This window comes from Aquirufa ecclesiirivi (assembly GCF_011250515.1).
GTDB lineage: Bacteria > Bacteroidota > Bacteroidia > Cytophagales > Spirosomataceae > Aquirufa > Aquirufa ecclesiirivi.
The window spans coordinates 72,372-92,154 of the sequence record NZ_JAANOP010000009.1; the positions used below are offsets into that span (position 1 = coordinate 72,372).

The 19,783-nt window shown below is 36.2% G+C and carries 20 protein-coding genes and 1 tRNA gene; 12 read left to right on the plus strand and 9 right to left on the minus strand.

Features of this window, described 5'->3' with window-relative positions; translation table 11 throughout:
* The first annotated feature begins 59 nt into the window (after nucleotides 1-59).
* The 3 genes from G9H65_RS11680 to G9H65_RS11690 all read left to right on the plus strand — a co-directional run bounded on the left by G9H65_RS11680 (nucleotide 60) and on the right by G9H65_RS11690 (nucleotide 2,447).
* Nucleotides 60-650, plus strand: coding sequence for a hypothetical protein (locus tag G9H65_RS11680; RefSeq protein ID WP_166375522.1), 591 nt, complete (start codon nucleotides 60-62; stop codon nucleotides 648-650).
* Nucleotides 651-833: 183 nt separating this feature from the next.
* A complete protein-coding gene (locus tag G9H65_RS11685) occupies nucleotides 834-1,607 on the plus strand; it encodes a hypothetical protein (RefSeq protein ID WP_166375523.1) in 774 nt (257 codons plus the stop codon).
* Between the two features lie 201 nt (nucleotides 1,608-1,808).
* Entirely contained in the window at nucleotides 1,809-2,447 is a 639-nt protein-coding gene (locus G9H65_RS11690; protein ID WP_166375524.1) for a hypothetical protein, read from the plus strand.
* Between the two features lie 551 nt (nucleotides 2,448-2,998).
* Here G9H65_RS11690 and G9H65_RS11695 read toward each other — a convergent pair.
* On the minus strand, nucleotides 2,999-3,265 hold the full coding sequence (locus G9H65_RS11695) for a hypothetical protein (RefSeq protein ID WP_166375525.1): 267 nt from the start codon (nucleotides 3,263-3,265) through the stop codon (nucleotides 2,999-3,001).
* A 255-nt stretch (nucleotides 3,266-3,520) separates the two neighbouring features.
* Here G9H65_RS11695 and G9H65_RS11700 point away from each other — a divergent pair, with 255 nt between their 5' ends.
* The 4 genes from G9H65_RS11700 to G9H65_RS11715 all read left to right on the plus strand — a co-directional run bounded on the left by G9H65_RS11700 (nucleotide 3,521) and on the right by G9H65_RS11715 (nucleotide 6,214).
* Nucleotides 3,521-4,048 carry an REP-associated tyrosine transposase gene (locus G9H65_RS11700; protein WP_166375526.1) on the plus strand — a complete coding sequence of 176 codons (528 nt, stop codon included), beginning with the start codon at nucleotides 3,521-3,523 and terminating at the stop codon, nucleotides 4,046-4,048.
* A 156-nt stretch (nucleotides 4,049-4,204) separates the two neighbouring features.
* The gene (locus G9H65_RS11705) at nucleotides 4,205-4,396 is read left to right on the plus strand and encodes a hypothetical protein (RefSeq protein WP_166375527.1); all 192 of its coding nucleotides are present in this window, start codon (nucleotides 4,205-4,207) and stop codon (nucleotides 4,394-4,396) included.
* Between the two features lie 167 nt (nucleotides 4,397-4,563).
* Nucleotides 4,564-5,220, plus strand: a complete 657-nt coding sequence (locus tag G9H65_RS11710) for a cupin domain-containing protein (RefSeq protein WP_166375528.1) — start codon at nucleotides 4,564-4,566, stop codon at nucleotides 5,218-5,220.
* 466 nt (nucleotides 5,221-5,686) lie between these two features.
* Nucleotides 5,687-6,214 (plus strand): REP-associated tyrosine transposase, encoded by a 528-nt coding sequence (locus tag G9H65_RS11715; protein ID WP_166375529.1) that lies wholly within the window; start codon nucleotides 5,687-5,689, stop codon nucleotides 6,212-6,214.
* A gap of 248 nt (nucleotides 6,215-6,462) precedes the next feature.
* Here the strand turns inward: G9H65_RS11715 and G9H65_RS11720 are convergent, their stop codons facing one another.
* Nucleotides 6,463-7,779 (minus strand): alginate export family protein, encoded by a 1,317-nt coding sequence (locus G9H65_RS11720; protein ID WP_166375530.1) that lies wholly within the window; start codon nucleotides 7,777-7,779, stop codon nucleotides 6,463-6,465.
* Nucleotides 7,780-8,074: 295 nt separating this feature from the next.
* On the opposite strand from G9H65_RS11720, the gene G9H65_RS11725 reads away from it, so the two are divergent.
* Nucleotides 8,075-9,508: a Gfo/Idh/MocA family protein gene (locus G9H65_RS11725; RefSeq protein WP_166375531.1), complete on the plus strand. Its 1,434-nt coding sequence runs from the start codon at nucleotides 8,075-8,077 to the stop codon at nucleotides 9,506-9,508.
* 59 nt (nucleotides 9,509-9,567) lie between these two features.
* Here G9H65_RS11725 and G9H65_RS11730 read toward each other — a convergent pair whose 3' ends face one another.
* The 4 genes from G9H65_RS11730 to G9H65_RS11745 form a co-directional block, all read right to left on the minus strand.
* A complete protein-coding gene (locus G9H65_RS11730) occupies nucleotides 9,568-9,948 on the minus strand; it encodes a PH domain-containing protein (RefSeq protein ID WP_166375532.1) in 381 nt (126 codons plus the stop codon).
* Nucleotides 9,949-10,024: 76 nt separating this feature from the next.
* The gene (locus G9H65_RS11735; protein ID WP_166375533.1) at nucleotides 10,025-11,209 is read right to left on the minus strand and encodes a helix-turn-helix transcriptional regulator; all 1,185 of its coding nucleotides are present in this window, start codon (nucleotides 11,207-11,209) and stop codon (nucleotides 10,025-10,027) included.
* Between the two features lie 89 nt (nucleotides 11,210-11,298).
* Nucleotides 11,299-12,480 (minus strand): helix-turn-helix transcriptional regulator, encoded by a 1,182-nt coding sequence (locus G9H65_RS11740; protein WP_166375534.1) that lies wholly within the window; start codon nucleotides 12,478-12,480, stop codon nucleotides 11,299-11,301.
* A 399-nt stretch (nucleotides 12,481-12,879) separates the two neighbouring features.
* Nucleotides 12,880-12,951: transfer RNA gene (locus G9H65_RS11745), tRNA-Glu, on the minus strand.
* A gap of 128 nt (nucleotides 12,952-13,079) precedes the next feature.
* Between G9H65_RS11745 and glgB the strand changes: the two genes are divergently transcribed.
* The gene (gene glgB, locus G9H65_RS11750; protein WP_166375535.1) at nucleotides 13,080-14,978 is read left to right on the plus strand and encodes a 1,4-alpha-glucan branching protein GlgB; all 1,899 of its coding nucleotides are present in this window, start codon (nucleotides 13,080-13,082) and stop codon (nucleotides 14,976-14,978) included.
* Nucleotides 14,979-15,177: 199 nt separating this feature from the next.
* Here the strand turns inward: glgB and G9H65_RS11755 are convergent, their stop codons facing one another.
* Together G9H65_RS11755 and pyrF are read right to left on the minus strand one after the other, a co-directional pair.
* The gene (locus tag G9H65_RS11755; RefSeq protein WP_166375536.1) at nucleotides 15,178-15,585 is read right to left on the minus strand and encodes a DUF2721 domain-containing protein; all 408 of its coding nucleotides are present in this window, start codon (nucleotides 15,583-15,585) and stop codon (nucleotides 15,178-15,180) included.
* 216 nt (nucleotides 15,586-15,801) lie between these two features.
* A complete protein-coding gene (pyrF, locus tag G9H65_RS11760) occupies nucleotides 15,802-16,626 on the minus strand; it encodes an orotidine-5'-phosphate decarboxylase (RefSeq protein WP_166375537.1) in 825 nt (274 codons plus the stop codon).
* 113 nt (nucleotides 16,627-16,739) lie between these two features.
* Between pyrF and rfbC the strand changes: the two genes are divergently transcribed.
* The 3 genes from rfbC to G9H65_RS11775 are packed head-to-tail and all read left to right on the plus strand — an operon-like array spanning nucleotide 16,740 to nucleotide 18,781.
* Entirely contained in the window at nucleotides 16,740-17,279 is a 540-nt protein-coding gene (gene rfbC / locus G9H65_RS11765; protein WP_166375538.1) for a dTDP-4-dehydrorhamnose 3,5-epimerase, read from the plus strand.
* A gap of 34 nt (nucleotides 17,280-17,313) precedes the next feature.
* Entirely contained in the window at nucleotides 17,314-17,853 is a 540-nt protein-coding gene (gene pyrR, locus G9H65_RS11770; protein WP_166375539.1) for a bifunctional pyr operon transcriptional regulator/uracil phosphoribosyltransferase PyrR, read from the plus strand.
* A gap of 10 nt (nucleotides 17,854-17,863) precedes the next feature.
* On the plus strand, nucleotides 17,864-18,781 hold the full coding sequence (locus G9H65_RS11775; RefSeq protein ID WP_130925414.1) for an aspartate carbamoyltransferase catalytic subunit: 918 nt from the start codon (nucleotides 17,864-17,866) through the stop codon (nucleotides 18,779-18,781).
* Here the strand turns inward: G9H65_RS11775 and G9H65_RS11780 are convergent.
* Nucleotides 18,755-19,783, minus strand: a complete 1,029-nt coding sequence (locus tag G9H65_RS11780; protein ID WP_166375540.1) for a glycosyltransferase family 9 protein — start codon at nucleotides 19,781-19,783, stop codon at nucleotides 18,755-18,757. The genes G9H65_RS11775 and G9H65_RS11780 overlap by 27 nt on opposite strands.

Genomic DNA, 19,783 nt, shown 5'->3' on the forward strand with positions numbered 1-19,783 from the left:
AGGTGTATTCTAGTTAGGTGCAATACTGCTTGACAATTCAAAACTAAACTTTATACAATATGGACGCATTTAAACAGCAGCAAGTTTTAGTTCAATATATCAACCAATATAAACCTGTTATCGACAAAACCCTTACAGCACTTCGAGCCAATAAAGGAAACCTTCATATTCCTTATGCTCAATTTCTATTTTCTGTAATAGACTACTATGGATTATTGTACATTGTTGCCACGACAAGACGATTTAATAAGCGAGACAAGAACAATTTCCTTGACTTCTTTGCATCCTCTTATTTTCCCTCTGTTGACACATGCAAAAAGTCATTTCTATACTTTGTAAGAAACGGAATAATACATCAAATCTTTTCGAAAGCAAGTAGTGTAGGGACTTCCGCTGAAAATAAATTGTTTTTTAAAGACACATCAAACGGAAACATACCTGCATTGAATTTAGACTATCTTGATAAAGTAACTATTTCAGCTATTGACAATTTCTCGAATGACCTTAAAACTAATTCTACTTACATAGACAACTTGCATGACATACTATTAGTAACAAATTATGGACTTAATGACCATGTTGAATTGACTTCAGAATTTGATGGTTCATTCATTGGTGACATTAACAAAGTTTTCGACGACTGTATTTAATATATGACACCCCAAAAATTAAAGTACTGTACCTGACACGGGTTTTGCGTAGACGGGGTGATGAGCAAACTTGGAGCTTTGTTTTTCTATTCAACTTCGGTGAAGGTTGACTGTTTTGTGCTCCGATATCCACTTATTTGCAAAGCCGCAAAAATTGGCAGTAATTTTCAGACCTATGGAACTATGAAACATATTAAGAGAAAATTTTTATTTCATGACGTCTTGCAAAAAATGGAAATCCCGAAAAAGGGTGAATTCTTTGAAAAAAAGGACATTGATCAAAAGTTCTTAAAAAAAAATTCTAAAGACAAAATTGCGATTTTGACAACTGAAACTGGAGAAAAAGTCTTTAGTTTTATATATAATAATAATGGAACTCATTGTATGATTCCTGTTCCTGATTTTTCATTGGTTAATTATAATTTTGCGTATAAACTAAATATTGAAAGGAAAGGTCATAGAAAAAAATTAGTAAAAAATTTGGCCGATTTAGATACTCTAGATGAAGTAAGCAACACATTTGCTTATGATTATCAAGGCTGTGCTAGTTCTTGTGTAATATGTCTTTTTACAGCAATAGAATGTTTTGTTAATGACATTATTCCAGAAAATTTCAAGTATGAAATTTATAGTGAACGTAAAACAGAAATTTATAATAAGCAACAGATACAAATTTCAATTTCACTCATGGATAAATTAACTAAAGTTTTACCCATTGCTTTAGAAAAAAACTTTTTTGCAAATCCAACTCCAACCAATTCCCATATATATAATTTAAAAGATTTAAGAAATGAAATTATTCATACAAAATCAGATACAACTGGTCAAAATAATGTAGAAATTTTAAAGCGACTTTTAAATTTTAAATATGATGAAACTTTAATTGCAACATTTAAATTATTTAATTTTTACAAGGAAGGATTTATTGAAGAATGCCCTTGTGAAAAAGATTGGTAAAAAAACTACTACCAATAGCCGTTTCAAGAAATAGCTAAAATCCGCTATTGGACATATTCCGAAGGGTCATGTCGAACGATAGATGAAAGGGATTTGCAATCCCATGATATTATTTTAGTTAGCTTCGAGAGCCTCAGCCAACTTTTATAGTAAAATCACCACCTTCACCAAGCCACCTATCGTTATACTCAATCCAAAAAAATGCTGCTACTTTGTAAAATACAATGTGAAGAGTTCATCAATGACATGTATAACAATGAATATTTGTATTTCAACTGGTTAGGCGAATTTCGAAGTAAAGATTCTGACAACTCAGGCCGACTAGATCCTAGAGAATTAAATACCAAAACAACCCAACTAAAGACTCTAAAATTGAAAGTTGAGGGTAAGGATTTTCTCCTTCATGAAATAAGTAAAGAATTCAAGGGACAATTCATCGAGCACCTTGCAGATGCAAAAATAAACTCCTGTTCATTGCATTTGCTAGAAGTTGAATTCGGACAAATTCCAACAACCTTTAATCACAAACTATTGAATATGGGTGATAAAATGCTACTCATCTACGACTGGCAAAAGTTCTTTGAAATTCTTGATAAATCAATTGAAGAATTGGGCTATCAGTATTCAAGGAAAAAGTTGTTGTATTATGACCCGACTAATCATAATGGAGAACTTACTCTTCACCACAAAGACAATAAATTCAAATATCAAAATGAGTACCGGATATTAATTGCTCCAACAAACCAAAAGGCTATGATGGTCTATTTACCAGGTTTGAAATCCATCAGCCAAGTAGTGGACACCAATGACTACATGAAAATAAGTATTAAAATTGAATAACAGAATTGAGAATAACTTTGCTACTCACCATGTTCTCAATTTTGCTGTTCGACAAGTTCCGAAGGGTCATGTCGGACGACAGATGAAAGGGATTTTTAAACCCAGACATCCACAAAAAAATCACAAACAATTTGCCGTTTAATTGCTAAAATGTAGCATTTTGTTTCTGCATTATTTTTTATCTTGGTTGACAGTTTCTGCACCGAAAACAGCAACAGCGCAAGGCGTGGAAACGTTAGCTACAACTGTTCCGGACCGACAGTGCTATGACTTCGGGGTTAAGAAAACACATTGAATGACTGCCCACCTTTTGCCCTTCGACAGCAGACAAGTACAAACTTTTAAGTTCTGTGCTTCTCTTTTGGGTTTCGTGCGGATGGACAGTAATCCAATATCTAAAGGTCGACAGCGAACTGACGACAAAACCAATCTGGAACAACTACAACTAACTTTACGCCCCTAAACAATGAGATAAAAAATAGCCATCCAAAAATGGATGGCTATAATGTGGCGGGGCACTGGCATCGAACCAGTTCACTAGCATATAATATTTAAAACTTGACACAAATTATTAGTTGGTTGACCGACCCGCCTGCAATGCCAACGCCACCGCCAATCTGCACAATATTTACGCTTAAAAAAGTTAGGATAAATCCAATTGTGATATGTGCGACAACAGCTTTTAAAATTTCCATAAAATTTATTTTTTTTAAGTTAATATTCAAGTGACTGATAACGGCAACCAAAACCTCTTTTAAATGCCAAACTTTAAAGAACTCTGCTAGGGTTCCCAGATTTTCAGGTTTCCCAATATGCAAATATATTATATTTTATGGGCGACACTAAAAAACATTTAAAATCTCTGCTGTCTCCGCTGTTCGACATGTTCCAAAAGGGTCATGTCGAACGATAGATAAAAGGGATTTGTAATCCCAGACATATCCCAATAAATCAACAATACTCCAATAAACTGATTTCGTACCACTGTTATCAGTTTACAAATTACTATTGTTCATTTGCTGGTTTATTTTTGAAAACAAAAAAACCTCAATATGTCCATTTGATCTGTAACCATGGCTCATTTATATTCCATTCAAGACCCGCAAGGTCAATATTTTATCACTTGTACCGTCCATCAATGGGTTGATATATTTACGAGGAAACTATATGTCGATATCTTATTGGATAGTTTACGCTTTTGTCAACAAAAGAAAGGTCTAAAAATTCATGCTTGGGTTATCATGAGTAATCATAACCATCTGATTGTTAGTAGTGAAGTTGAAAATCTATCTAACATAATCCGTGATTTCAAAAAATTCACTTCTAAACAAATTTTTGAAGCAATAAAATCCAATCCTAAAGAAAGTAGGAAAAATTGGTTGCTCTGGTTATTCACAAAAGATGAACAAATCTGTTTTTGGCAAGCTGGTTATCATGGTAAAGAAATCCTAACTCAATCTTTCTTTGAAAATAAATTGGATTACATCCATTTAAATCCTGTTAGAGCAGGGTTTATTGAAAAGGAAGAAGAATACATGTATAGCAGTTGTAGCGATTATTATGGTACAAGAAAGGGGTTGTTGGAGCTTGATATAGCATAATAGTCCTTTTGATCCCTTGGAAAATGTCTTATAAGTTTTAATATTTAATCTGGGATTACAAATCCCTATTATCTGTCGTTCGACATGACCCTTCGGAACATGTCAAACAGCATTGGGTGTTGGCTGAGGCTCCCGAAGCCAACAAAACGCTCGACGTTGGCTGAGGCTCCCGAAGCCAACAAATCACTCTCGACGTTGGCTGAGGCACTCGAAGCCAACAATACACACTCGACGTTGGCTGAGGCTCTCGAAGCCAACAAATCACTCTCGACGTTGGTTGAGGCTCTCGAAGCCAACAAATCATTATCGACGTTGGCTGAGACTCTCGAAGCCAAAATTATTTTTTAACTTGGTATTGGAAATTCCTATTCTATCGTTCGACATGACCCTTCGGTTTACACCGAACCATTGGGAGGTGAACATGTTGGACAATGGAGTAATACCCGCCCCTTCACCAAGCGTCAAATCGTTAGCAATAACGATTTAAAAACGACATCAAACATCAAACCCAAAAAATGAAGCAAAAAATAAAAAAAACAGCTATGTGGACACTATCAATAATCGTTGGCTATATACTAGTTGGCCTAATCGTACATCATTGGATAATACCAACAAAAACTCCTGAATACAGCAACTATTTTAAAGTTGGAAAATCGTTCCATTCTAAATTAGAAGGTCTTACTCAGACTGTTGTAAGGATTGAAAATGGAAATCTAATGACAGACATTGAGATACAAGCTAAGGCAGCTGGACCAGTGACTCACCTACACGAAAAATTTGACGAAACGTTCACTGTAAAAAGCGGTACCCTTTCTATGCAATATGGCTCAGAGATAAAAAAAATTACAGCTGGACAGACAATTGTAATTCCAAAGAACACGCCGCACAAACCATTTAACGAAACGGATTCAGTAGTGGTAGTGACGAGTGTGATGCCCTTGGACTTAGCGTATTGTCTTTCTCAAATATATCCATTTTGGGACAAAGACGAAGCAAATTCTAGACCACCTATAGTTCTATTTCAACTTGCCGTGTTTGGTGATAAATTCGACTCTTACCCAACAGTTGACGCACCACCCAAACCAATTTTAAAAACCTTAAAATTTTTACTTGCACCGACAGCAAGACTTATTGGCTATAAGAACTATAATGAAGAATTTCAACCCAAATAAAAGAAACCATACAGCAAACAGCACTTACCCAAAAGGTTGTTTTTCGTAATCCAAAGACTGTTTTGAGGTAAAAGTCCTTCCCTACTGTAAGCTACAAACTTTTATAAATAATTGGACTGTCTTTATGTAAAATGACCCATAGTTAAACCTATTAAATGAACTAACATAAATATCTACCATGAAGAAATCCAATGCTCCCATTCTGTCATTAATATTCATTCTATTATTTTGCTTGAGTTGTCAATCAAATAGTGGGGTTGACAATCCGCTGTTCGACATGTTCCAAAGGGTCATGTCGAACGATAGATAAAATGGATTTTTATTCCCAGACATCTCCCCATAAATCACAAATACTCCAATAAACTGATTTCTTCCCGCCATTATCAGTTTACAAATTACTATTGTTCATTTGCTGGTTTATTTTTGAAAACAAAAAAACCTCAATATGTCCATTTGATCTGTAACCATGGCTCATTCATATTCCATTCAAGACCCGCAAGGTCAATATTTTATCACTTGTACCGTCCATCAATGGGTTGATATATTTACGAGGAAACTATATGTCGATATCTTATTGGATAGTTTACGCTTTTGTCAACAAAAGAAAGGTCTAAAAATTCATGCTTGGGTTATCATGAGTAATCATATCCATCTGATTGTTAGTAGTGAAGTTGAAAATCTATCTAACATAATCCGTGATTTCAAAAAATTCACTTCTAAACAAATTTTTGAAGCAATAAAATCCAATCCCAAAGAAAGCAGGAAAAATTGGTTGCTCTGGTTATTCACAAAAGATGAACAAATCTGTTTTTGGCAAGCTGGTTATCATGGTAAAGAAATCCTAACTCAATCTTTCTTTGAAAATAAATTGGATTACATCCATTTAAATCCTGTTAGAGCAGGGTTTATTGAAAAGGAAGAAGAATACATGTATAGCAGTTGTAGCGATTATTATGGTACAAGAAAGGGGTTGTTGGAGCTTGATATAGCATAATAGTCCTTTTGATCCCTTGGAAAATGTCTTATAAGTTTTAATATTTAATCTGGGATTACAAATCCCTATTATCTATCGTTCGACATGACCAATAGGAACATGTCGAACAGCGTTTCTCGAAGCCAAATTTAATTTTTAACACGGGATTACAAATCCCATAACATCTGCCATTCGACATGACCCTTCGGAACATGTCGAACAGCGTTAAGCCAACAATACACACTCGACGTTAGCTGAGGCTCCCGAAGCTAAAACTTATAAGCAGCCCTAGCAGCCATATAGTTTACATCTTTTCCTGGTCCCGCTTCCTTCAAATAATCCCCTGCCTTACAGAAACCCAATTCAAATTGAAACGTCAAATGTTTATTGGCAAAATAATTGGCATCCAAAGCAAAAATATTGGCAACCCCACTGGCATTACTTTCGATTTGTCGACCTAGCACGGGAAGCAATGCCGACATATTAGGAGTAAAAATACCATCGCGGAGACTAGCTCTTTGAACCAAAGATGCCCGTAATGTCGTCATCCATTTATGATTATCAATAAATCGTATATATGGACTAATATTCAGCGTATTGGTGATATTCAGTGAAACTGTTTGTCCAAATGGAGGCCTAGAATATAAGGTATTGAAGGTGTTTAATTGTTGATCCTCATTCGATACATCGCCTGGCACCCAGTTGCCACTGAATCCTAGGAAAAAATGCCGCTTCATTTCGTAATTAAAATCATATACAAACAAAAAGGCTTGAATGGTCAAATCATTAAAATGCCCCCATTGAGCCGCCATTTCTACGTCATAATTAAATGTCTTTTTTTCACTATACCAGCGAGTTCCTACCGTATTTCTGGCCTCCAATCCATTCTTCAAAAAATAAACCCGCTGTGAACTTTCCATGTAAAAATAATAGGCATCAAAAAAGTCTCTTTTTGTAGAAAATGTATGATTCCAGATACTGCCTGCTACCACTTCAGAAGAACGAACATCATCAAAAACACCCGTATTTTGTCGAATTGGATTGGCAATGAAGGCATCAATTTTCTGATTTTCATGATGCCATTTAAGGGTGGCTCCATAATAGGGTTGTCGTGTATTAGGTCCTTCTTTCAGGGCCATTAATCGTTCTAATCCCCAGGTATATTCTTGCCTACCTACACGCAAAGCCAGATTGGGCTTTACATTCCATTCAAAAAAGGTCTGATGAAATGACAAAGCATTTTGATCTAAAGTAGAGGTTATTGGGTTGTCATTTAAGAAACGAAGCGTATTATTCAATTGAACAAATACTCTAAATTTTGGACTCCATTCCCAATTAGCATGCAGCATGATTCGGTGCATGATTTGATGTGGATTCTCGGTGATAAAATTATCAGGCACATCCCCAAAATTCACATGTGTATAGGATTGATATTGCTCTCTCCATTCCCCTCCAAAACTCAGCGTGCTAGATTGTATAAATGGCAGGTATTTTAATGATTCATCCCAACTTTTAAAGCGATTGGTATCTAACTTTAAATAGGAGAAATTGTCATCCTGACGCATTCTGGCAATGTTTTGCGCCAAAACTTGGGGTAAAAATGCAACACCAATTAAAAGAAAAATAAATAAACTCTTTTTCACTAAAAGAAAAATAAGGCCAGATTATGTCCAAATGATACGATAATGCAAATTAAGTAAATTTAATGGGCGAGCTACCCTGAATCAAGGAATTTGGAATATCGGCCTTGACTCCAACCCTATTTTACCTATTTTAATCCAAATACAGATAGAAATTATTCTATTTTAAACTATATTGGCTTATCTAATTCGATCTGAATTAATTTTCAACATCATCTAAATCCATTAAAATACATAGCTAATGAGCATTTCAAGAAGAAGTTTTTTAGGTAAAAGCGCACTAGCAGCTGGTAGCTTTTACATCGTTCCCCGTCATGTCCTGGGAAAAGGATATCAAGCGCCTAGTGATAAATTAAACATTGCGGGTGTCGGTATCAATGGAAAAGGTTTATCTGATGTGAATAATGCCTTCAATGAAGGTGTTAATAACATTGTGGCGCTTTGTGATGTGGATTTAACCAGAGCCAAACCCTTATTTGAGAAATATGCTAAAGCGGGTCAATATCAAGACTGGCGTGTGATGTTGGAAAAAGACAAAAGCATCGATGCGGTAACTATTTCTACACCAGATCATAACCATGCTGCCATAGCCATGGCGGCCATGCAATTGGGAAAACATGTCTACGTTCAAAAGCCCATGTCGCATAATATTTTTGAGGCCCGTACCATGACGGAAGCCGCTAGAAAATACCAAGTTGTTTCTCAAATGGGAAATCAAGGAGCATCTAGTCCAGGCACCCAGCAAATCGTAAAATGGATCGATCAAGGATTAATAGGAAAAGTTCATACCGTGAACATTTGGACGAATCGTCCTATTTGGCCCCAGGGCATACCCGTTCCAACTGGACAGCATGCTAAACCTGCCGATATCGATTGGGATGTTTGGTTAGGGCCAGCTTCATTAATCGATTATAATCCTGCCTACCATCCGTTTAAATGGAGAGGTTGGTGGAATTTTGGTACGGGTGCATTAGGAGATATGGGTTGCCATTTAATAGATGGGCCTTTCAGAGCCTTAGGCCTTGGTTATCCAACCGAAGTGGAGGCTAGCATTGGATCTGTCTTCATTAGTGGCAATCAGCCAGAATACATTCCAGAAGGTTGTCCTCCTTCAGCTTCCATTCAATTAAAATTCCCTGCCTCCAAAAAGAATAAGTCGGCCGTAACCATGAACTGGACCGACGGAGGTTTACGGGGATTCCATCCCGATTTAATTCCTGCTAATGACCCAATTGGAACAGCAGACAATAGCAATGGAGTGGTGATGATAGGGACTAAAGGGGTACTAACCCATGCCACTTATGGCTTAGAACCACGTATTTATTTGAATAATGGGGATAAGATTGAAATGCCTAAACAAGAGCCCAATAATTTAAAAGAATATGGGCATCAAGCCATGTGGGCAGAAGCTTGTAAGGCCGGCTTTAATTCAAAGGAGCACAAGGACTTGTCTTCTTCGTTTGATTATGCTGGACCATTGTCAGAAACGGTTTTGATGGGTAATTTGGCTATCCGTAGTTATACGCTTCGCACTCCTATTCAAGGTCAAGCGAATCGTTTCACCTATCCTGGACGTAAGAAATTGATTTGGGATGGTCAAAACATGAAAATTACCAATTTCGAAGATGCCAATCAGTTCGTGAAACGCGAATACCGGGCCGGCTGGAAATTGTAAGAATTTAATTTTCAAAATTAAAAGCATGGCCAATATAGCCATGCTTTTTTTGTGATGTATTATTTCAATACATGAAATGCCAAGACTTTTTGAACTTCATAAACGTCCACTGATTTATTGAATTGCTTAGTTATACTCGGGTTGGCTTCTCCAGATATCCAGATTTTCAATTCCGCATCCAATTCAAAGGTTCCAGCTGTTTCCACACTAAAACGAGAAATGGATTTATAATTAATGGATTTATATTCTGTTTTGGAACCCGTTATTCCTTGTTTATCGATTAAAATTAAGCGTCTATTCGTAAAAATAAAGGTATCCCGAAGTAATTTGAACCCAATTTCGATGACCTCGCCATCAATCATGATTTTGGCATAATCCTTTTGTAATTGATCAGGTGAAACAGCACCTGCATTACCTAAAATGGCAGAAAATAAACCCATAAAATGTTATTTGAATAGTTAAAAATTAAATAATCATGCAGGCAGAGAAATTCCCCAAACATATTTAGCCTTGAAACTAATATAAAAATTCAGAAAAATACTGACCAGGAGAAACTCCTTTGATTTTTTTAACTGCCGAATTGAAACTTTGACGAGTTCCAAAACCTGATTCCAAGGCTATCACTTCCAATTTATAATTTTTCCATTTCGGATTTTCGCGACATTGCTCCTCAGCAAATTGAATTCGCCAAGTATTGACATAATCTGAAAAAGAAATATCCATTTCTGTTTGCAAGGCTAATCGAATTAATCGAGGCTTCATTTTAAGTTTCCTTGCCACTTCTATTAAGGTCAGGTTCGGATTCAAAAATATCCTTTCTGTTTCAAAATATCGATTTAAGGATTCCAACAAAGCTTTTTCACGTTCGAGACCTGATACAATTTTTATGGAATGAACTTTCTTATTACTTAATTCACCCAAACCCTCCATTCGTCCTAAGGCTTGTTGCCATACCAAACCTTTTAACGAAGGACCATATAATAATTTAGGATTGAACAACATAAATAACATCATCAAAACATATTCTACTAAATAGAAAAAGTCCTTCCACGGTAAATTGATTTGATCTTTTTCAGGAATTACATACTTATAAACAATCAATCCAAGAACAATGAATTTCATGGCCATGTTGGAAAACAACCAAAAAACAATCAATTGATTGTTTTTGATGAATGACTTAGAAGATAATAGATAATATTTAAGTAAATCAATAAAACTCAAACTGACATAGATAAAAAAAGAAGTAAATCGGATATAAATATGGGTCCTCATGGTAATCCACCCATATTTTGAATGTATGGTATAAAGGGTGTTTTCTGAGATCATTTCTTTTATTTCCAAAATTTTCAGCTCAGCAGGTAACAGGTAAAATGGAATGTATTCGATCACATGCAAGGCAAATGGTAAAAAATGCCATAAAAGAGCGGGGTTTAATTTTCGCTCTGGATAGAGTAAATATTGCTGAAATAAGTAATACAGGGGACCAATGGTCAACATCAATGGCGAAACTGTCCTGAAAAAATGGGGATATTGTAATAAATATTCAGGACGGATGTAATAATTAAGAAAAGTTTGAAGGCCTAAGACAACGAATAAGAGGCCTAGAAATTTAGTGGCAACAATCCCTTTTTTAAAGAAGAAGGATCCTCCAAAGGCGAAAAAAACAAAACACAGATAATACAAATAATCAATGGGTGACATGTTTGGCAGTATCTTAATTGATAATTCACCTTTGAAATTATTGGAATTTGTCTGATAATTCCATGTAATGCCTTATATTTATTTGAAGCTTAAAGGATGTTTTCAAAGTATTTCCCGGGTGAAACTCCCTTAATTTTTTTCACTGCTGAATTAAAGCTTTGTCTTGTCCCGAAACCCGATTCCATCGCTATGACTTCCAATTTATAATTTTTCCATTTTGGATTTTCCCGACATTGCTCTTCGGCGTATTGAATACGCCATGTGTTGACATAATCAGAAAATGACAGGTTCATTTCTACCTGTAGAGCCATACGTATAATTCTGGGCTTAATTTTCAAATACCGACTCACCTCAGCTAGTGTGATGTCTGGACGAAGAAATAATTGTTCAGTTTCAAAATATCGATTTAAAGTAAATAAAACTGACTTATCTCTGGACGACTTTTGATGGGCCTTTTCTTGCTTCGTTGTTTCATTTAATTGCTTTTCATTAAAGCCTGCAGAATGTTGAAAAACTAAACCTTTCAAGGTAGGACCTTTCAATAATTTAGGATTCATCAGCATAAAAACCATCATGATTATATATTCAAGCACAAATATATAATCCATGTAAGTTATCTCTAAATGCTTTTTTTTGGCAAAAACTAAGTTAAAGCAATGCAGAATAATAACGACAAACTTCATGACCATGTCACTCGTTAACCAATAAACAATTAATGAATTCTTTTTCAAGAATGATTTAGAGGTTGTTATATAAAATTTATATAATTCGTGTAGAGTCCAAAAAATGTAAGCGGTATAATATATGGTTTTTATAAAAAGGTGATCACGCATGGATATCCAACCATAGATGGACTGAGAACTATAAAAGGTTTTTTGGTGAAATACATTTTCCACTTCTACTAATTTCACCTCGGCGGGTAAAATATAAAAGGGGATATATTCAATGATATGTAAAATAAAAGGCAAAAAATGTAAGGTATGTACCCATCTGAATTTTCGCTCTGGATAAAGTAAAAAATGTTGAAAAAGATACGCAAGCGGACCTAATAAGTATAAAAATGGAGAAACAGTTCTAAAAAAATGTGGATATTCATGGATATGACTCGGTTGAATAAAATAGCCAGCAAAGAGCTGATAGCCTAAACCAAGAAATTGAATCCCAAGAAATTTGGTTGCGATTAGGCCTTTTTTTAGGAATAATGATATCCCAAAGGCGAAAAAGACAAAACTCAAATAAATCAAATAATCTACCGGTGACCAAGAATTCATGCTGACCAATATTATTTATAAGGTTATAAATAGTATGATGTTTTGACACGGAGATACGTAAACTTATCAAATTAAATCTTTAAAAATAAATTCAACTGGATGTCTAATGACAATTATTTATTTAACGTATCTTAATTTAAGGAATTAGTTTCCCGAATACAATTTCCAAAAAGACATAAATATTTAGTCCAACAAGGGAAAATGCAAAAAACAATCAACTATTCCATCTTTATTAGTTGACCCAAAAGAAAAATTTGAGGCAAAATTTTGGTGCATTTGACACGATTAAAATACGCCAAGATAGGCTCAAATGCTTGGATGCAAGTTTGCACGTAATATGGTCAAAAAACAAAAAACCCTGTAAATTATTCATTTACAGGGTCAAATTGCCTACCGAAGTAGTCCGTACGGGAATCGAACCCGTGTTTCATCCGTGAAAGGGACGTGTCCTAACCCCTAGACGAACGGACCAATTATTAATTTGGTGGCACAAAGGTAGGAGTTTCCTTTAAAAATTCAAATACTGTGCGTAAAAAAAAACTGAGTTTTAATCAATTTAATTTTATTATTTTAGCCTTTACATTGAAACCCACCCTCTTATGGCCATAGTTAAACCTCATTCTTTTTTTAGCGATTTTGATATTGCCCTCTTTTTAAATGGTAAACATACCCGTTTATATGAGAAACTGGGTGCATTTGAAATTGAGCTTGATGGAGAAAAAGGTACTTATTTCTCCGTTTGGGCACCCAACGCTGAATCTGTTTTTGTGGTAGGCAATTTTAACTTCTGGGATTCTAGCGCTCATGGACTATACCCTCGTTGGGATTCTTCCGGTATTTGGGAAGGTTTTATTCCCAACGTTAAAACAGGGGAAACCTATAAATATTGGATTAAAAGTAAAACAGGTGAAATCCTCGAGAAATTAGACCCAATGGGCCTTTTCTGTGAAACACCTCCCAAAACTGCCAGTATCGTTTGGAATACCTTTAAAGAATGGAAAGATCAAACATGGATGCAAGAGAGAAAAGAAAAGAATTCACTCAACGCCCCCATGTCTATTTATGAGGTACATCTTGGTTCATGGCAAAAGACATTAGAAAACGAATACCTAAGCTACGCTGACCTAAGCGATAAATTAGTTCAATACGTCAAAGATATGGGCTTTACACACGTGGAGTTCATGCCCATCATGGAGCATCCCTATGCGCCTTCATGGGGCTACCAAATAACGGGGTACTTTGCTCCTTCTTCTCGGTTCGGAGATCCACAAGGATTTATGGCCTTGGTAGAAAGATTCCATCAAGAAGGAATCGGAGTTATACTAGACTGGGTCCCTTCCCATTTCCCAGGTGATGACCATGGTTTACGCAATTTTGATGGCGGTTGCTTGTATGAACACCCGGATCCTAAACGAGGCTTTCATCCAGATTGGCAATCCTATATTTTTGATTACGGGAAAAATGAAGTTCGTAGTTTTTTATTGTCCAATGCGGCGTTTTGGTTAGATCGTTACCACATTGATGGTTTGCGTGTAGATGCTGTGGCATCCATGCTCTACCTAGATTATTCTAGAAATGAAGGTGAATGGGAAGCCAATGTGTATGGGGGAAATCATAATTTAGAAGCGATTTCATTCCTTCAAGAATTAAACATTCACATGTATGGAGAATTCCCTGATATTCAAATGATTGCAGAGGAATCAACCAGTTTTCCTGGGGTTACTAAACCTGTTTTCCAAGGTGGTTTGGGATTCGGTCAAAAATGGATGATGGGCTGGATGAATGACACCTTAAATTTCTTTCATAAAGACCCCATTCACCGTAAATACCATTTAAATGATTTAACTTTTTCACTCATTTATGCTTTTACCGAGAATTTCTGCCTACCCCTTTCGCATGATGAAGTAGTATATGGCAAAAATTCTTTATTGAATAAAATGCCAGGCGATGAATGGCAAAAATTTGCCAACCTTCGGGTATTATTGAGTGAGCAGTTTACGCATCCAGGAAGCAAGTTATTGTTTATGGGAGGTGAATTTGGACAAAATGAGGAGTGGAACCATAATCAGTCGCTGGATTGGCATGAACTAGAAAATCCTTACCATAAAGGGATACAATCAACCGTCAAGGCCTTGAATCAGCTGTATCGAGAAGAAGCTGCTCTTTACAGCAAACAATTCTCCCATGAAGGATTTGAATGGATCGAATCGAACGACCAAGGTAATTCCGTCATTACTTTCATCCGTAAAGGGGAAAATGCTAAACAGCAGGTCATTGTTATCCTGAACTTAACCCCAGCACCAAGAGAAAACTACCGCATAGGCGTACCATTACCTGGTATTTGGAAAGTACTTTTCAATTCAGACAAAAGTGAGTTTGGAGGAAGTGATTACCCTATTTCAGGAGCTGTGATGACCGAAGAAATCAATTGGCAAGGTAAGGCATTTTCCATCTCTTTAAACCTTCCTCCAATGTCAGCTGTTATACTAAAGGCCTAAAACAATAAAGACTCAGAAAAATTCCGAGCCTTTATTCAATCCGCCTAAGTAGTATTTTTAATGTTTGATTCTGTTTCAATACAATTTCGTGCTATTAATCATTGAAATTGTACACAAAAATAGTATTAATATTCTATACTTGAAATAGCATAAAAAAATATTTTTAATTATTCGAATAAAAAATAAAAATAAATTTGGATTACTTTCGTTTGGCGATGATATCTTCCATATCAGAGAGTTCAACTTCCAAAGCTTTGGTGGAAATTGTTATTTCCCAAGCACTTAAACTCAAGGCTAAACTCATTCCAATTAGACCAATTCCGAAAAACCAACGTGCAATCATTTCTTCATTCATGAAAAGAAGAAACATACAAATTACACTAAACAACAAACTGAAAATTGCGATAATTTGCATGGACTGAATCAACTTCATGCGCAATCGTAAATTCTCTATTTGCTTAAAAATAGCGTCCTCTGGATTCTTCTGAAACTTTAGATGTAAATCCCGAATCAAAGATGCCATCGACATAAAACGATTTGTAAAAGCAATCATCAATAAAGAAACCGTTGAAAATAATAATGCGGGAGTTGAGATGCTAAGCTCCATAGGAAATGGTGAATGGTGAATGGTGAATTATAAATTGTAGATTATGAATTATAAATAATAGATTATCGAATTTCAGGGTTAATTATAAAATCTATTTTTGAAAATTAGAATTAATTATTCTATTAATTTAGATATTAAAAATTTAAAACAAATGAATTAAATAAATGACAATCAGTACATTATAAAACAAAACATTTATAATTCATCATTTACAATTTACTTCCTGTATTCATCCAAATAACGATCCATCTCTTCTTGAATTTTCTTGGCTTCTCGGGCTGAGGAGACCGAAGTATCATCCCCAGCATAAATAATTCCTCGAGAAGAATTAACCAATAATCCAACATTGGAATTCATGGCATATTTAGCCACATCTTCCAAACTTCCACCTTGGGCACCTACACCAGGCACTAAAAAGAAATTATCTGGGGCTATTTCCCTTACTTTTTGTAAAAAATCTGACCGTGTGGCGCCTATGACAAACATCAAATGTTCAGGAGATCCCCACGACATAGCTGTGCGCATTACCCGCTCATATAAAGGCATATAATCTTCGGATTTAGTCATCTGAAAATCATGACTCCCTATATTGGATGTTAATGCCAACAAAATCACCCATTTATCTCGAAACGTTAAAAATGGCTCTACAGAATCTCGGCCCATATACGGTGCCACGGTAATCGAATCAAAATTCAAACCGCTGCTGGAGGGACCAAAAAATGTTTGAGCATATTTCAAAGCCGTATTCCCAATATCTCCTCTTTTGGCATCTGCAATCGTAAATATATCCTTGGGTATATAATCCATCGTTTTCTGTAAACTCTCCCAACCACGAGGCCCCATAGCCTCATAAAAAGCAATGTTAGGCTTGTATGCCACGGCATAAGGGTGAGTAGCATCTATGACCGCTTGATTAAATGCAAAAATGGGATCTTTCTCAGAACGAAATTTACTGGGAATTAGACTGAGATCAGAATCCAATCCTACGCATAAAAATGATCGTTTTTGTTCAATTTGCTTAACTAATTCAGATGAATTCATAGAGATTGGGAAATGACATTGTTTAAATGCCGAAATATGAATAATTTTGGCGCAAATTAAGTTCTTTCCAAGCAATATCAAAAAAACAGGAAAGCAATCACGATCTAGAATTTATGCAATTTATCAAACACCAGCTCCCAGGAGTTATTGAATGTATCCCAACGAAGTTTTTTGATGCCAGAGGCCATTTTTATGAGTCTTATAACCAAAAATTATTTGCTGCCAACGGTATACCAGAAGATTTCGTTCAAGATAATTATTCATTTTCCACTCCCGGTGTTCTTAGAGGATTGCATTTTCAAAAAAATCCACACGGTCAAGGAAAATTAGTACGTTGCATGAAAGGAAAAGTGATGGATGTGATCGTGGATTTACGACAAGATTCTCCTACTTTTGGACAACATGAAAAATTCATCCTCGAAGCTGATAAAGGGAATATGCTGTATGTTCCAGTAGGTTTTGCTCATGGATTTGTTGCCCTAGAAGAAACCATATTTGTATATAAATGCACCGATTTCTGGAATAAGGAAGCTGAATCAGGAATTCGCTGGAATGACCCTACCCTAGCTATTGATTGGGGTGTAGCGCAACCCATCGTATCTGATAAAGATCAAATTTTGCCAGATTTTAATGCTCAAGAGCGAATCTTCTAAAGTAGAATTGCTGAAAAACATTAACTTTGTACCAATGACTCACAAGCTGATTTTATCAAGCCCACTATTGGAAATAACCATATCTAGGTTATGCCAAGAGCTCATTGAAAATCAAATGGAAGGTATTGAAACTGTCATTTTAGGCCTTCAACCTAGAGGCATTTACTTTGCCGAAAGAATTGCCAAAGAATTAAGTAAGCATCTACCTGAAGCACCGCAAATTGGCCAATTAGACGCCACATTCTACCGCGACGATTACCGTAGACGAGATACAGTGGCTCCCAATAGCACGAATATCCCCTTTATCATTGAAAATAAACGGGTTATTCTAATTGATGATGTATTAGCTACAGGTAGAATGGTTCGGGCAGCACTTGATGCCATGACAGCCTTTGGAAGACCTGCCAAAGTGGAATTATGTGTCTTAATCGATCGAATATATAACCGTGATTTACCAATTAATGCCGATTATATTGGGAAAAGTGTCAATACACTTTCCACCGAAAAAGTACTGGTTGAATGGACCGAACAAGGACATGAAGCAGATAAAATTTGGTTAATCACTCATCAATGATGAAATAAATATGTTGAAATCGCCACATTTATTAGGAATAAAAGACCTGGATGCTGAATCCATTGACCTGATAGTAAAAACGGCCAAAGAATTTAAAGAGGTCCTTAACCGACCTATTAAAAAAGTGCCTTCTTTACGCGATGTGACCATTGCCAATGTATTTTTTGAAAATTCCACACGTACACGCCTTTCCTTCGAACTAGCAGAAAAAAGACTTTCTGCAGATACCATCAATTTCTCAGCCTCAGGAAGTTCGGTAAAAAAAGGAGAAACATTACTCGATACTGTCAACAACATTCTAGCCATGAAAGTGGATATGATTGTGATGCGACATGCTAGCCCAGGTGCTCCACATTATTTATCCAAGCACATTAAAGCGAACATCATTAATGCTGGCGACGGTACACACGAACACCCTACCCAAGCACTTTTGGATACCTTTTCTCTCAGAGAAAAATTAGGAGATTTAGCCGGTAAAAAAATAGCCATCATAGGTGATATTTTACACTCTCGTGTGGCTCTTTCCAATATTTATGCCTTAAAAAAACAAGGAGCTCAAGTACGACTATGTGGGCCAAGCACTTTGATCCCCAAACACATACAAAGTCTAGGAGTAGAAGTATCCCATGATGTCAAGGACACCCTAGCTTGGTGTGATGCCGCCAATGTCTTGAGAATTCAATTAGAACGTCAACAAATCAAATATTTCCCATCATTGAGGGAATATGCTCAGTTCTTTGGAATCACAAGAAAAATGCTAGATGAATTACCCAAGGAAATTGTCTTGATGCATCCTGGTCCAATCAACCGAGGAGTAGAATTAAGTTCTGATGCTGCTGATTCACCACATTCCATCATCTTAGATCAAGTAGAAAATGGAGTAGCTGTCCGAATGGCCGTTTTATATCTTTTGGCTTCCCGAGCTTAAAAATTCTTGATAAGCCTGAAAAAGAGCCATTGCTTCAATGCCTTCTCCGCAGGCATAATGCCCCAAAGGACAATTCTTCTTTCCATGGTCCCCACATGGTCTACAACTCAATACTTCTTTCGTTTCTATTACACGATTCCAATCAGCTAAGGGCCCAAAGCCAAAAGATGGAACAGTAGAACAATAAACGGCTACTGTTGGTACATTTTCAGCCGAGCAAATGTGCATGGGTCCTGAATCATTCACAAAGCTCATCTTACTTTGTTGAAATAGATAAGCCGAAGCTAATAATGGATGCTTTCCCGTTTCATTCAATATCACCCGATTACTTCCCTGAAATGCCTCGGCGATTTGAAGTGATAAATCAATTTCTCCAGGTGAACCCATTAATATGACCACCTGACTTTCAGGTAACAAACGAATAAATTCAATCCAAATACGAATGGGTAGTCGCTTGGTTTCCCAGACACTTCCTGGAGAAATACAGATATACTCCTTCTTCCGAATCTCTGGGACTAAGTCGATCTCAGCGGCTTTTAAACAAGGTTTAAAGACCTTCTCCCCTAGCCAAGATTTAACAAGAGCCGTATTTCGTTCTACTTCGTGAATCCCCGTTCCCCATTCATGCTTCACTTTTTCAGTAAAAAATAAAGACATGGGGTTTTTATCAAAACCTACCACTCGCTTTGCTCCTATACTGAGGCTCAAAAGCCCCATTCCAAAAAATCGCTGAATCACATAAACGGCATCAAAATGCGCTAAACTAAGATCATGCCGAAGTTCTAACCAAGAAGACCATTTTCTAGATTTATCGTAAGTCCAGACACGATGTAAATTGGAATAAGGATATGCCTTAAATAGACTTTCATTGCCTTTTCTAACCAAAATATGTATTTCTGTATCTGGAGATTCATTCCGTATTTTTTCTAATAAAGCAGTAGCCAGAACAGCATCCCCTAAAAAAGCAGTTTGAATTAAAAGAACTTTGGAATGCTTAAGCAT

Excerpts from the sequence above, each read along its gene's own strand:
- G9H65_RS11740 (WP_166375534.1), bottom strand. The coding sequence starts at position 12,480 with ATGAATTCTTGGTCACCGGTAGATTATTTGATTTATTTGAGTTTTGTC.
- G9H65_RS11730 (WP_166375532.1), bottom strand. The coding sequence starts at position 9,948 with ATGGGTTTATTTTCTGCCATTTTAGGTAATGCAGGTGCTGTTTCACCT.
- G9H65_RS11755 (WP_166375536.1), bottom strand. The coding sequence starts at position 15,585 with ATGGAGCTTAGCATCTCAACTCCCGCATTATTATTTTCAACGGTTTCT.
- pyrR (WP_166375539.1), top strand. The coding sequence starts at position 17,314 with ATGACTCACAAGCTGATTTTATCAAGCCCACTATTGGAAATAACCATA.
- G9H65_RS11680 (WP_166375522.1), top strand. The coding sequence starts at position 60 with ATGGACGCATTTAAACAGCAGCAAGTTTTAGTTCAATATATCAACCAA.
- G9H65_RS11710 (WP_166375528.1), top strand. The coding sequence starts at position 4,564 with ATGAAGCAAAAAATAAAAAAAACAGCTATGTGGACACTATCAATAATC.
- G9H65_RS11725 (WP_166375531.1), top strand. The coding sequence starts at position 8,075 with ATGAGCATTTCAAGAAGAAGTTTTTTAGGTAAAAGCGCACTAGCAGCT.
- G9H65_RS11700 (WP_166375526.1), top strand. The coding sequence starts at position 3,521 with ATGGCTCATTTATATTCCATTCAAGACCCGCAAGGTCAATATTTTATC.
- G9H65_RS11715 (WP_166375529.1), top strand. The coding sequence starts at position 5,687 with ATGGCTCATTCATATTCCATTCAAGACCCGCAAGGTCAATATTTTATC.
- G9H65_RS11685 (WP_166375523.1), top strand. The coding sequence starts at position 834 with ATGAAACATATTAAGAGAAAATTTTTATTTCATGACGTCTTGCAAAAA.
- G9H65_RS11690 (WP_166375524.1), top strand. The coding sequence starts at position 1,809 with ATGCTGCTACTTTGTAAAATACAATGTGAAGAGTTCATCAATGACATG.
- rfbC (WP_166375538.1), top strand. The coding sequence starts at position 16,740 with ATGCAATTTATCAAACACCAGCTCCCAGGAGTTATTGAATGTATCCCA.
- glgB (WP_166375535.1), top strand. The coding sequence starts at position 13,080 with ATGGCCATAGTTAAACCTCATTCTTTTTTTAGCGATTTTGATATTGCC.
- pyrF (WP_166375537.1), bottom strand. The coding sequence starts at position 16,626 with ATGAATTCATCTGAATTAGTTAAGCAAATTGAACAAAAACGATCATTT.
- G9H65_RS11775 (WP_130925414.1), top strand. The coding sequence starts at position 17,864 with ATGTTGAAATCGCCACATTTATTAGGAATAAAAGACCTGGATGCTGAA.
- G9H65_RS11735 (WP_166375533.1), bottom strand. The coding sequence starts at position 11,209 with ATGTCACCCATTGATTATTTGTATTATCTGTGTTTTGTTTTTTTCGCC.
- G9H65_RS11780 (WP_166375540.1), bottom strand. The coding sequence starts at position 19,783 with ATGCTTAAGCATTCCAAAGTTCTTTTAATTCAAACTGCTTTTTTAGGG.